The following is an 11,745-nucleotide window of genomic DNA, read 5'->3' as shown; positions in this document are numbered from 1 at the left end:
CTTTCCTCCCCTTAGCCCAGCGTTGGCATCGAGAACGCAGAGCCTTGCTGATGGCTGGTGTCCGGCCAGCGGGCGGTGACGGTTTTCATGCGCGTATAGAAACGTACGCCGTCGCTGCCGTGGACGTTAAGTGGCCCAAAGATGGAACGCTTCCAGCCGCCGAAGCTGTGAAACGCCATTGGCACCGGGATGGGGACGTTCACGCCGACCATGCCCGTCTGGACTTCCTCGGTAAAACGCCTTGCGGTGCCGCCATCACGGGTAAAAATCGCCGTGCCGTTGCCGTATTCATGTTTGTTAATCAGCTCCAGAGCGCTGGCGTAATCCGGCATGCGCACCACGCACAGCACCGGGCCGAATATTTCTTCTTTATAGATGGTCATTTCAGGCGTGACGCGGTCAAACAGCGTTGGGCCAACAAAATAACCGCCTTCATTGCCCGCCAGCCTGAGACCACGGCCATCAACGCGCAGCGTCGCGCCCTGTTGCTCGCCGCTATCAATATAGCCCAGCACTTTTGCCCGGTGCGGGGCGGAAATCAGCGGCCCCATGTCATTTTCTGGCTCATGCCCCAGCCCAGGCCCAACTCGCAGCGTGTCGAGCTGTTTTTCCAGTCCCGCACAAAGCGCATCGGCGGTTTCATCGCCCACGGCAACCACAACCGACAGCGCCATGCAGCGCTCACCGGCGGCACCAAAAGCGGCTCCCATGATGGCGTTGGTTGCCATTTCCAGGTCAGCATCCGGCATTAAGATACAGTGGTTTTTCGCCCCGCCCAGCGCCTGGCAACGCTTGCCGTGGGCGGAAGCAGTCTGGTAGATGTACTCGGCAATCGGCGTCGAGCCGACAAAGCTGACGGCCTGAACTCTTGGGTCAGTCAGCAGAACGTCTACGGCTTCTTTATCGCCCTGAACTACGTTAAATACTCCGTCCGGCAGCCCGGCCTCTTGCAACAGTTGAGCTAGCCGCAGCGACAACGACGGATCTTTTTCCGACGGCTTGAGGACGAAGGTATTGCCGGTAACCAGCGCAATGGGGAACATCCACATCGGCACCATGGCCGGGAAGTTAAACGGCGTGATCCCCGCACAAACGCCAAGCGGCTGCATCAGCGAGTGGCTATCTACGCCCGTACCCACGTTGGCCGAATGCTCGCCCTTTTGCAGATGCGGTATGCCACAGGCAAACTCCACCACTTCGAGGCCGCGGGTCAGTTCGCCCACGGCATCAGAATACACTTTGCCGTGCTCTTCGCTGATGAGCCTCGCCAGGCCGTCCATATGTTCTTCAAGCAGGCTTTTAAAGCGGAACATCACGCGAGCGCGCTTGAGGGGAGACTGGCGAGCCCAGCCCGGAAACGCCTGCTGAGCGGCGGCGATGGCCTGCTCGGTCTGTCTGGCCGTGCTCATGCCGACCTGGCGAATCTGCTCGCCGGTTGCCGGGTTGAAGATCGCCTGCACGCGCTGACCTTCGCCCGCGACGCATTCACCGTGAATAAAATTAGCTACCGTCTCCATCTCTGGCCTCTCGCTGTTAGGGTTGTCTCCCGAACACTGTATATGAAACAAACATTCCATTTTAAGTTGAAATAAAATAAATGTTGATTATTGTGATCAACACTCCGTTTTTATGTTAACGCGGGGAAAGATGTGCAAAGACTGAGAGGCAAGAGACATTTCAGCCCCACCGGCTTTTGGTGCATCTGTTTCATTTTTCGCGGTACTGCGCTTAAATACGTTTCAGTGAATACTTTTGAGGATGGCAAATTGACCACGGCGACGACCCTAAGCGAACTCCAACAGCAGATCCGCGACCGCTACGACGGCCTGAGTAAGAGGCTGCAGCAGGTTTCCCGCTACGTGCTGGATAACACCAACAGCGTGGCATTTGATACCGTGGCCGCCATTGCCGAGCGGGCCGAAGTGCCGCCCTCGACGCTGATTCGCTTTGCCAATGCCTTTGATTTCAGCGGATTCAACGAGATGAAACAGCTGTTCCGCATGAACCTGGTGGAAGAGACGGCCAGCTACACTGACCGGGCGAGGCTGTTCCGCGAGCTTGGCAGCGAAGTCGTCCCGGAAACGCCGCTGGATATTCTGCAAGAGTTCGCTCGTTCGAACGCTCAGGCGCTGCAGCAGCTGGCCGCACGTACCGATCCAGAGCAGCTACAACATGCGGTTGAGCTGCTCGCCGAAGCGGACACTATCTATGTTGTCGGCCTGCGCCGTTCTTTTAGCGTGGCGGCCTACCTGACCTATGCCCTGAGCCACCTTGATTGCCGCGCAGTGCTGCTGGACGGGCTTGGCGGCATGCTGCGCGAGCAGGTCAACCGCGTTAAAGCGAAAGATATCGTGGTGTCGATAAGCTTCTCGCCTTATGCCGAGGAAACGCTGATGGTGAGTGAAATCGCCGCGCAGGCCGGTGCCCGCCAGATTGTGATTACCGACAGCCAGATCAGCCCGTTCGCAACATTCAGCGATCTCTGTTTTGTGGTGAAAGAGGCGCAGGTCGACGCTTTCCGCTCGCAGTCGGCCACGCTTTGCCTGGTGCAGTCGCTGATGGTGGCGCTCGCGTATTACCAGGGCACGCCCCACAGCGCGCTTTCGCCGGAGGCCTGATTTTCGGATTGCCGAATGTCTCCGCAGGGTTAAGATGAAAACAGCGTTTCAAAAAATAACTCTTACCCTAAGGAGACACTATGCCGTACGAGGCCAGCCCGGCACGTTATCAATCCATGCAGTATCGCTCCTGCGGCCAGAGCAGCTAAAAGAAAACGTGAAAGCGCTGGATAATCTCAGCTTTACGGCAGAAGAGCTGGAGAGAATTGACCGCCACGTTACCGATGGCGAACTGAATTTGTGGCAGGCATCTTCGGATAAATAAAAGCAAAAGCCCCTGTTTAACAGGGGCAAGAAGTCAGCGCGAGGTCCGCATCACATTCTCAATAATACGTTCCTATCCTGTCTGGAAATGCGTTTAACGTCTCACACGCTGTTCAGGTCTATCTCAGGGCGCTGGTACTGCGGCCAAACCAGCGCCACCAGCTCCGGGTAGGCTTCCCGGCTAAACTCGTTAAAACACTGACGCAGGTTGAGCACTTCAATATCCGACAACGGAACCTGTTCACCTTCGGCGCAGCGTTTTTTAATATTGTCGTAATATTTATATACCGCCGAATTTAAGTCGCTGCAGCGGCGCTGGGCGCTAAATAAAACCGGCTGCGAGGTCAACTCATCAATACGCATTTTTTTAATTGTGGCATGGGTGAAATCAATATACTCACTGTTGATACGCCAATAATAGCTGGGCGTGATTTTTGACATCAACATGCCAAAGTAATCTTCCCGCTCTTCGCTGGTGGTCAGCGGTTTTATTTCATCAGACTTATTATTTGACGCACCAAATTCCTTGCGCATAACCAACACGGCGCATAACAAAATCAAAATTGTGACAATAGAATAAAATATGCTGTGCATAAGAAACTCCTGTTTTTTTTATTTTTGAATTGAGGCATCATATCGCGAATCTCTGAACCTGAATATTGAACCGATATCAAAGGATCACATTCGATGCTGCCTGAACACTTCTTACCACGGCGCTATCCTGTTGTTGCACCCTCAACGCTCCCTGCAGAAGCTGAAAATAGTACCACGCCGGAAGTCGTTCAGGATAAGATTTTAACGCTGGAAAAAAACATCCTGAGCGGCAGTCATTACGCAGGCCAGGCCAAAAACCGCCTGCTTGAAGAAACCGATCGTCATATTAAAGAACGTCTGCTGTGCGCGGTCAGGATAGAAGCTCTACATGCCCTGATGGGCGAACTGGTTGAAAAAGAACTTATTAGCGCCGCCGACTTACAAATGCTTATCGAAGATAAAACCGCCTGGGTGAGTAGCAAAGAACAGGAAATTTGGGTTAATCAAATGACTCAAGAAAAACCCTGGCCATTATGCTATTCGATTGAGGAGTAGTGCCGTGGCAGAACCTATAAAAAAACAATCTGCGTTAATCAACGCCGACGAAAATAAAGACCATGAATTTACGTTAAGTAAAAACATAGCTATTCTTGTTCGGCTTAAAAATGAAAATATTACCCGCAATACACAGGAAGTGACGGATATTACTTCGGCACTGGTCGACCTGAAATGGATGAACCGCCGTGAGATTTACCCATGGCGAGCGAAGGAGGAAGTGTACGGCGCGGTGCTGGAAGAGATCCTCAGCCACCATCCGAAGCTTAAAGAGCAAATCCTCAAGCGACTGGAAGGACATTATCAGCGCCTGAAGGAGCAAGAAGCCCAGACGCTGTCGATAACCCGTGGCCTGGCGGAGAAGACATGGAAGAGTTCCACTCTGTGAGTGGGGTTTTCCTCTTCTACACATTTCCCTTTCCAATCTTCCGGGAGATATCTTTCGCCCCGCGGTTTTCCGTTCACCTTTAGATCTGCTTCCCCTGTACTTTCAGCGCACGGTGAACGTGTCCGGGGGATAACGCCATCCCCCGGACAGCCCCGGCGCCCGGCGAGCTCATCGCCGCTGAAGCGGTAAACCCACCGGCTATCACCCAAACATTCGGGGTCGTTCGCGATTCGTTCCCGACGATCGCTCTCTTTCGCTGTTCCCGACAGCTCAACCCCGCCTGAGTTGGGTCATAACCGGGGGCGATGAGAGCCGGGAACAAGGGCGTGGCTTTGGAACTGGCAGCAATTTTTATGTTCAGCGTGGCTATAAGTTTGAAGCGAGGCTCGGTTCCGGCTTAAATCGCCTCCGTTTTCTCTCCGACTGGCCAGGGTCCGGCCGTCGGGAACGGCCGGAGGCTGAGAGCGTCGGGAACGCATCTCAGGCGACCCAGGACTGGGAGATAAAACGGAGGTCTGCCGCTTTAGCGGTCGATTTATTTGGCCGGGAGTCCGGGGTCTCGGGGAAGTGACGGTGACTTCCCCGAGTCGTTCACAAGTTCTGTGATGACATGTGAAGCAGGACTGGAAGTGAACGGAACCTTAGTCGAACCGTCATAGACTCCTCTCCCAAGAGGAAAAGGGCCGTGATGAGGGCCCCCCCTCTTACTTCGCTTTAGTGACTTCCTGGCCGACCAGGCCAATCTTCAGGTACCCTGCCTGGTGCAGCGTATCCATCACGTCCATCAGCGTTTCGTAGTCCACCGTTTTGTCCGCGCGGAAGAAAATGGTGGTGTCCTTTTTCCCTTCGGTCGCGGCAATCAATGAGCTAACCATCGACTCTTTGCTTACCGGATCGTTGCCGATAAACATCGAATGGTCTGCTTTTACCGACAGGTAAACCGGCTTTTCCGGGCGTGGCTGCGGTTCGCTGCTGGAGGCCGGAAGGTTAACCTTCACGTCCACCGTGGCCAGCGGCGCGGCCACCATGAAGATGATCAGCAGCACCAACATCACGTCGATAAACGGCGTAACGTTGATTTCGTGCATTTCACCATTGTCATCGAGGTTTTCGTTCAGACGCATTGCCATGGGGCATTAACCTACACGCAGTTGCTGAGTATTGCGTACCGGGCGCGGCTGGGCTGTGCCCTCCAGGTCAAGGTCACGGCTTTGCAGCAACAGTACCTGAGCCGCCACGTCGCTAAGGCTTGCTTTGTAGCTGCCAATCATACGCGCGAAGATGTTATAGATAACCACCGCAGGGATTGCGGCGACCAGGCCAATGGCCGTTGCCAGCAGTGCTTCTGCGATACCCGGCGCAACAACCGCCAGGTTAGTGGTCTGGGACTGGGCGATACCGATGAAGCTGTTCATGATGCCCCAAACGGTGCCGAACAGGCCGACAAACGGCGAAATAGCGCCGATAGTGGCCAGGAAGCCGTTGCCACGCCCCATGTGACGCCCAACGGCGGCCACGCGGCGCTCAAGGCGGAAGCCGGTACGATCTTTGATGCCTTCGTTATCTTCAACGCCGGCGGAAAGTTCCAGCTCGTTTTGGGCTTCGTTGATTAACAGCGTGCTGAGGCTTTTGCTGTCAAACGCTTCGGCCGCGCTGCTCGCTTCATTCAGGGAGCGGACGTTAGCCAGCTGCTGCTGTTCGCGCTTGAGGCGACGTTTCTGGGTAATCAGCTCCACGCTCTTACTGAAAAAGATGGCCCAGGTGACTACAGAGGCCATAATCAGGCCAATCATCACGATCTTCACTACGATGTCAGCATGTTGATACATGCCCCAAACGGACAGATCCGTCTGCATCAAATTACTCGTCACGTCTTACGCTCCAGCGAGAAATAAATGTCAAAACTGAGACTAATATATCAAAAAACTATCGAATTGATAGTCGTTCTCATTAGTATTTGCAGACTGCCAGAAATTGTTGAGGCATTCCTTGCGCTTACGCAGGAAAAGGTCTGCCCCGGCGAAATGATGACTTTTTTGACCAACCTGAAAAAACGCCATGATGCCCTTTGCGCATTGTGTGTTAATTTACGTCCAGACATCCAGATGGTTAAACGGGGAAACGACAATGGCGGAAAAACACATCGAAACGACGCTGGTCAACGCCGGGCGCAGCAAGAAGTTTACTCAGGGTTCGGTTAACAGCGTCATTCAGCGCGCCTCCTCTTTGGTGTTTGAAAGCGTCGAGGCCAAAAAACAGGCCACCGCCAATCGCGCAAAAGGAGAGCTGTTCTACGGCCGCCGCGGCACGCTAACCCATTTCTCGTTACAGGAAGCGATGTGCGAACTTGAAGGCGGCGCCGGCTGCGCCCTCTTCCCCTGCGGCGCCGCTGCCGTTGCCAATACTATTCTGGCCTTTGTCGAGCAGGGCGATCATGTTCTGGTCACCGAAACCGCCTACGAACCCACCCAGGACTTCTGCACCAAAATTCTCTCGAAGCTCGGGGTCAGCACCAGTTGGTTCGCGCCGGATATCGGGGCCGGGATAGCCGACCTGATTCAGCCGAACACCAAAGTCGTTTTCCTCGAGTCCCCCGGCTCTATTACCATGGAAGTCCACGATATTCCGGCGATCGTCGCGGCGGTCAGGCGCGTTGCCCCTGACGCTATCATCATGATCGACAATACCTGGGCGGCTGGCGTGCTGTTTAAGGCGCTGGAGTTCGGTATCGATATTTCTATTCAGGCGGGCACCAAATACCTGATTGGCCATTCGGATGCGATGGTCGGCACCGCGGTATCCAATGCCCGATGTTGGGATCGGCTGCGCGAGAATGCCTACCTGATGGGGCAAATGCTGGATGCGGATACCGCTTATATGACAAGCCGAGGTATTCGCACGCTGGGCGTTCGTCTGCGTCAGCACCATGAAAGCAGCCTACAAGTGGCCGAATGGCTGGCCGGGCATCCTCAGGTAGAAAGAGTGAATCATCCGGCACTTCCCGGAAGTAAAGGGCATGAATACTGGAAACGTGACTTTACAGGCAGCAGCGGGCTGTTCTCGTTTGTGCTGAAAAAACGGCTCAGCGATGAAGAGTATGCACGGTACCTCAATCATTTCGAGCATTTCAGCATGGCCTATTCCTGGGGCGGTTATGAATCGCTTATTCTCGCTAATCAGCCTGATGAACTGGCTGAGATCCGCCCCGCAGGCGGCGTCGACTTCAGCGGTACCCTGGTTCGCCTGCATATTGGCCTGGAAAACGTGGACGATCTGATTGCCGATCTGGAAGTAGGTTTCCAGCGCATTGCCTAAAATTTCCGTTTAGCGGTAACCGTGGAGCGTTTTTTTGCCATCATCGGCGTTTTGTTGAGCCTGGGATCAAGGTGTCGCCGGCATTTTAGCGGTACAATGTGTAGAAATTAAGGTGAGCCTAAGTTGCGGGAGCAATACTCAGGCAAGCTCAATAAGCGGTTCCACAGGAATACCCATGGCTGTTATAAAAAATATTGTCGAGGCGCTCTGGCATCACGATTTTGCCGCGCTGGCCGACCCCCACGTTATTGGTGTTGTTTATTGCGTTATGTTCGCAACGCTTTTTCTGGAAAATGGGCTGCTTCCCGCTTCGTTTTTGCCGGGAGATAGCCTGCTGCTGCTCGCGGGCGCGCTAATAGCGAAAGGGGTAATGGGATTTGTTCCAACGTTGGTTATTCTTACCGTTGCCGCAAGCCTCGGCTGCTGGCTGAGCTATTTACAAGGCCGCTGGCTCGGCAATACCCGTACCGTGAAAGGCTGGCTTGCACAACTGCCAACCCAGTACCACCAGCGCGCCACGCAGATGTTTGACCGCCACGGCCTGCTGGCGCTGCTCGCTGGCCGCTTCCTGGCCTTTGTTCGTACGCTGCTGCCAACCATGGCGGGCATTTCGGGCCTCAGCAACCGTCGTTTTCAGTTATTTAACTGGCTGAGCGGGCTGCTGTGGGTGGGCGTTGTTACCAGCCTGGGCTATGCGCTCAGCATGATCCCCTTTGTTAAGCGTCATGAAGATCAGGTCATGACCTTCCTGATGATCCTGCCCGTTGCCCTGCTGATTTTTGGCCTTGTCGGCACGCTGTTTGTGGTGTTGAAAAAAAAAGTTAGCGCCGCGTAATCGTCCTTGATTCAGCCAGAGCGGATAAGAATGGCTTATTCGCTCTTTGCAATCACCGCCTTAAATCACCCGCATCCGCGCCATGTCTTCCCCCGGCGTCACGCCAAAATAGCGCTTAAACTCCCGGCTAAACTGCGAAGCGCTTTCATAGCCGACGCGAATAGCCGCCGCGCTTGCCTTCATACCGTCATGCAGCATTAACATTCTTGCCTTATGCAGGCGATAGCTTTTCAGGTATTGCAGCGGCGAGGTGCTGGTCACCGACTTAAAGTTATGATGGAACGCCGACACGCTCATGTTAGCCTCGGCCGCCAGCTGGTCTACCGACAGGTTTTCGGTGTACTGGTTTTCAATCCGACGCAGCACCCGGCTGATGAGGCTAAAATGAGTCTGGCGGCTAACCAGCGCCAACAGCGCCCCGCCGCTTGGCCCCGTCAGCACGTGATAGAGGATCTCGCGGATAATTTGTTTGCCCAGCACCCGGGCATCAAGAGGCCTTTCTAAGACGTCCAACAACCGCTCGGTGGCGCAAAGAATTTCTTCCGACAGTTCGGCTGAATTGATCCCATCGGTGCAGGACTGAGGCCGGAACAGGTCGTCCTCGCCGATGTCCATCAGCAAATCCTGCAGCTGCTGAATATCCACCTTCACGCGCATCCCCGCGAGCGGCACGTCGGCTGTCGCAAAGGTTTCGCACTCAAAGGGCAAAGGCACCGTCAGGAGCAGGTATTCGTTGGCGTCATAGCGGAATACGCGGTCGTTGAGATAACCCGTTTTATGGCCTGAAAAGAGAAAAACAATGCCCGGATCGTACATTACCGGGGTACGTACCATCGGTTTGGTGCCGTACATCAGCCTTACGCCATCAAAAAATACATCACTTTTTTCTTTTAAAATCAGCTGATTGATTTTATCCGTCAGCTGCTGGCAGATAGCCTGGCGGTTCATGTTTACGTCTCCACGGCACTTTTATCCGGCTTACAGTGTGCGATGAATCCTACGGTTTCTCCAGCCGTTTGGAGAAACAGGCAAGATAAAGGCAGGAATATGCATTGAGAGAGACAGGGTGGCGGACCACAATAAGCGCCATCAGATTTAGCAATGTAACTCATCTAACGAACGGGAAACCCATCATGAATAACTTCAATCTTCATACCCCAACCCGCATCCTGTTTGGTAAAGGCTCCCTGGCAGAGCTGCGTGACCAGATCCCAGCGGACGCTCGCGTCCTGGTGACCTACGGCGGCGGCAGCGTGATTAAAACTGGCGTACTGGGCCAGGTTAAAGACGCGCTGAAAGGCCTCGACGTGCTGGAGTTTGGCGGCATCGAACCTAACCCGTCTTACGAAACGCTGATGAAAGCCGTGGAAATCGCGCGTAAAGAAAACGTGACTTTCCTGCTGGCAGTCGGCGGCGGCTCCGTGCTCGACGGCACTAAATTCATCGCGGCTGCGGCTCACTATCCGCAGGATATCGATCCGTGGAACATTCTGCTGACCCGCGGTAACGACGTGAAAAGCGCGATCCCAATGGGCTCCGTACTGACGCTGCCGGCCACCGGCTCCGAGTCCAACAAAGGCGCAGTGGTTTCCCGCCGTTCTACCGGCGACAAACAGGCGTTTATGTCTGATTTCGTACAGCCTGTCTTTGCGGTTCTGGATCCGGTTTACACCTACACCCTGCCGCCTAAACAGGTTGCTAACGGCGTGGTGGATGCCTTTGTTCACACCATCGAGCAGTACCTGACCTACCCGGTTAACGCCAAAGTTCAGGATCGTTTTGCCGAAGGCATTCTGCTGACGCTGGTTGAAGACGGCCCGAAAGCGCTGAAAGATCCGGAAAACTATGACGTTCGTGCGAACGTGATGTGGGCCGCGACGATGGCGCTGAACGGCCTGATCGGGGCCGGCGTGCCGCAGGACTGGGCAACCCATATGCTGGGCCACGAACTGACCGCAATGCACGGTCTGGATCACGCTCAGACCCTGGCGGTGGTTCTGCCTTCTCTGATGAATGAAAAACGTAACGAGAAGCGTGCCAAACTGCTGCAGTATGCAGAGCGCGTCTGGAACATCACTTCCGGCAGCGAAGACGAACGTATTGATGCTGCTATCGAAGCTACGCGCAATTTCTTCGAGAAAATGGGCACCGCGACTCGCCTGTCCGCCTACGGCCTGGACGGCAGTTCCATCCCCGCTCTGCTGGTGAAACTGGAAGAAAAAGGCATGACTAAGCTGGGTGAACATCAGGACATCACGCTGGACGTTAGCCGCCGCATTTACGAAGCCGCTCGCTAAGAGAATCCTGGTGATGGCTTTCATTGCCTGAGTTTCGACTAGACTTAATAAAAAACTTACACCGGGCTTGCCCGGTGTTTTTCGCACTATTAAGGAGGTACGTATGACTCATCCAACCTTAATCAAGCTCCAGGATGGCAACGTGATGCCGCAGCTTGGGCTCGGTGTCTGGCAGGCAAGCAACGACCAGGTCAGGACAGCCATTGAGAAAGCGCTGGAGGTGGGGTACCGCTCCATTGACACCGCCGCCGCCTACAAAAATGAGGACGGCGTAGGCGCCGCGCTGAAGAGCGCAGGCGTTGCGCGTGACGACCTGTTCATTACTACAAAGCTATGGAACAGCGACCAGCAGCGGCCTCGCCAGGCGCTGGAAGACAGCCTTGAAAAGCTGCAGCTCGACTACGTCGATCTCTACCTGCTGCACTGGCCGGTGCCGAGTAAGGATCGCTACCTCGAAGCCTGGAAAGGGCTGATTGAGCTGCAAAAAGAGGGCCTGGTGAAGAGTATCGGGGTGTGTAACTTCAATATTAATCATCTCCAGCGGCTGATCGACGAAACCGGCGTTAGCCCGGTTATTAACCAGATTGAGCTGCACCCACTGCTGCAGCAGCGCCAGATTCATGCGTGGAACGCTACCCATAAGATTCAGACCGAGTCATGGAGCCCGCTGGCTCAGGGCGGCGAAGGCGTGTTTGATCAGAAAATCATTCGTGATTTAGCGGAAAAATACGGCAAAACGCCGGCGCAGGTTGTGATTCGCTGGCACCTGGATAGCGGACTGGTGGTTATCCCTAAATCGGTCACGCCTGCTCGTATTGCCGAAAACTTTGAGGTGTTCGACTTCCGGCTGGACAAAGACGAGCTGGCTGAAATTGCGAAGCTCGACAGCGGCAAACGTCTTGGGCCAGACCCGGATGTGTTTGTCGGCTAAGTCCAGAT

General features: G+C 54.6%; 12 protein-coding genes and 1 pseudogene. 8 read left to right on the top strand and 5 right to left on the bottom strand.

The features are described from left to right. Positions 1 to 11: 11 nt before the first annotated feature. Positions 12 to 1,517 (bottom strand): CoA-acylating methylmalonate-semialdehyde dehydrogenase, encoded by a 1,506-nt coding sequence (locus tag JT31_RS15365; RefSeq protein WP_038478903.1) that lies wholly within the window; start codon positions 1,515 to 1,517, stop codon positions 12 to 14. Positions 1,518 to 1,766: 249 nt separating this feature from the next. Here JT31_RS15365 and JT31_RS15360 point away from each other — a divergent pair, with 249 nt between their 5' ends. Both JT31_RS15360 and JT31_RS24285 read left to right on the top strand, forming a co-directional pair. Next, positions 1,767 to 2,618, top strand: a complete 852-nt coding sequence (locus tag JT31_RS15360; protein WP_038478900.1) for a MurR/RpiR family transcriptional regulator — start codon at positions 1,767 to 1,769, stop codon at positions 2,616 to 2,618. A gap of 133 nt (positions 2,619 to 2,751) precedes the next feature. Then, positions 2,752 to 2,883 (top strand): annotated as a pseudogene (locus JT31_RS24285) (L-glyceraldehyde 3-phosphate reductase); the annotation flags it as partial. A gap of 101 nt (positions 2,884 to 2,984) precedes the next feature. On the opposite strand, the gene JT31_RS15350 reads toward JT31_RS24285, so the two are convergent. Continuing rightward, positions 2,985 to 3,476 (bottom strand): ESA_00282 family adhesion-associated protein, encoded by a 492-nt coding sequence (locus tag JT31_RS15350; protein WP_038478895.1) that lies wholly within the window; start codon positions 3,474 to 3,476, stop codon positions 2,985 to 2,987. Positions 3,477 to 3,569: 93 nt separating this feature from the next. On the opposite strand from JT31_RS15350, the gene JT31_RS15345 reads away from it, so the two are divergent. Together JT31_RS15345 and JT31_RS15340 are read left to right on the top strand one after the other, a co-directional pair. Then, the gene (locus tag JT31_RS15345; protein WP_038478892.1) at positions 3,570 to 3,971 is read left to right on the top strand and encodes a hypothetical protein; all 402 of its coding nucleotides are present in this window, start codon (positions 3,570 to 3,572) and stop codon (positions 3,969 to 3,971) included. A gap of 4 nt (positions 3,972 to 3,975) precedes the next feature. Continuing rightward, positions 3,976 to 4,359, top strand: coding sequence for a hypothetical protein (locus JT31_RS15340; RefSeq protein ID WP_052049006.1), 384 nt, complete (start codon positions 3,976 to 3,978; stop codon positions 4,357 to 4,359). A gap of 704 nt (positions 4,360 to 5,063) precedes the next feature. Here the strand turns inward: JT31_RS15340 and exbD are convergent. Further along, complete coding sequence (gene exbD, locus JT31_RS15335) at positions 5,064 to 5,489, bottom strand: TonB system transport protein ExbD (protein ID WP_038478889.1); 426 nt, start codon at positions 5,487 to 5,489, stop codon at positions 5,064 to 5,066. Positions 5,490 to 5,495: 6 nt separating this feature from the next. After that, positions 5,496 to 6,230 (bottom strand): tol-pal system-associated acyl-CoA thioesterase, encoded by a 735-nt coding sequence (gene exbB, locus JT31_RS15330; protein WP_071842970.1) that lies wholly within the window; start codon positions 6,228 to 6,230, stop codon positions 5,496 to 5,498. Positions 6,231 to 6,486: 256 nt separating this feature from the next. Here exbB and metC point away from each other — a divergent pair, with 256 nt between their 5' ends. Then, positions 6,487 to 7,674, top strand: a complete 1,188-nt coding sequence (gene metC / locus JT31_RS15325) for a cystathionine beta-lyase (protein ID WP_038478884.1) — start codon at positions 6,487 to 6,489, stop codon at positions 7,672 to 7,674. A gap of 175 nt (positions 7,675 to 7,849) precedes the next feature. Beyond that, entirely contained in the window at positions 7,850 to 8,509 is a 660-nt protein-coding gene (gene yghB / locus JT31_RS15320) for a DedA family general envelope maintenance protein YghB (protein ID WP_038478881.1), read from the top strand. A 60-nt stretch (positions 8,510 to 8,569) separates the two neighbouring features. Here yghB and JT31_RS15315 read toward each other — a convergent pair whose 3' ends face one another. Further along, on the bottom strand, positions 8,570 to 9,457 hold the full coding sequence (locus JT31_RS15315) for an AraC family transcriptional regulator (protein ID WP_038478878.1): 888 nt from the start codon (positions 9,455 to 9,457) through the stop codon (positions 8,570 to 8,572). Between the two features lie 185 nt (positions 9,458 to 9,642). Here JT31_RS15315 and yqhD point away from each other — a divergent pair, with 185 nt between their 5' ends. Both yqhD and dkgA read left to right on the top strand, forming a co-directional pair. Next, positions 9,643 to 10,806 (top strand): alcohol dehydrogenase, encoded by a 1,164-nt coding sequence (yqhD, locus tag JT31_RS15310; RefSeq protein ID WP_038478875.1) that lies wholly within the window; start codon positions 9,643 to 9,645, stop codon positions 10,804 to 10,806. A gap of 103 nt (positions 10,807 to 10,909) precedes the next feature. Continuing rightward, the gene (gene dkgA / locus JT31_RS15305) at positions 10,910 to 11,737 is read left to right on the top strand and encodes a 2,5-didehydrogluconate reductase DkgA (RefSeq protein WP_038478872.1); all 828 of its coding nucleotides are present in this window, start codon (positions 10,910 to 10,912) and stop codon (positions 11,735 to 11,737) included. Positions 11,738 to 11,745 lie beyond the last annotated feature (8 nt).

It is taken from the genome of Cedecea neteri, assembly GCF_000757825.1.
Taxonomy (GTDB): domain Bacteria; phylum Pseudomonadota; class Gammaproteobacteria; order Enterobacterales; family Enterobacteriaceae; genus Cedecea; species Cedecea selenatireducens.
The sequence above is the reverse complement of the archived record's forward strand: the minus strand, read 5'-3'. Positions and strand labels throughout refer to the sequence as shown.

Excerpts from the sequence above, each read along its gene's own strand:
- JT31_RS15365 (WP_038478903.1), bottom strand. The coding sequence starts at position 1,517 with ATGGAGACGGTAGCTAATTTTATTCACGGTGAATGCGTCGCGGGCGAA.
- JT31_RS15345 (WP_038478892.1), top strand. The coding sequence starts at position 3,570 with ATGCTGCCTGAACACTTCTTACCACGGCGCTATCCTGTTGTTGCACCC.
- exbD (WP_038478889.1), bottom strand. The coding sequence starts at position 5,489 with ATGGCAATGCGTCTGAACGAAAACCTCGATGACAATGGTGAAATGCAC.
- JT31_RS15350 (WP_038478895.1), bottom strand. The coding sequence starts at position 3,476 with ATGCACAGCATATTTTATTCTATTGTCACAATTTTGATTTTGTTATGC.
- yqhD (WP_038478875.1), top strand. The coding sequence starts at position 9,643 with ATGAATAACTTCAATCTTCATACCCCAACCCGCATCCTGTTTGGTAAA.
- dkgA (WP_038478872.1), top strand. The coding sequence starts at position 10,910 with ATGACTCATCCAACCTTAATCAAGCTCCAGGATGGCAACGTGATGCCG.
- JT31_RS15315 (WP_038478878.1), bottom strand. The coding sequence starts at position 9,457 with ATGAACCGCCAGGCTATCTGCCAGCAGCTGACGGATAAAATCAATCAG.
- yghB (WP_038478881.1), top strand. The coding sequence starts at position 7,850 with ATGGCTGTTATAAAAAATATTGTCGAGGCGCTCTGGCATCACGATTTT.
- metC (WP_038478884.1), top strand. The coding sequence starts at position 6,487 with ATGGCGGAAAAACACATCGAAACGACGCTGGTCAACGCCGGGCGCAGC.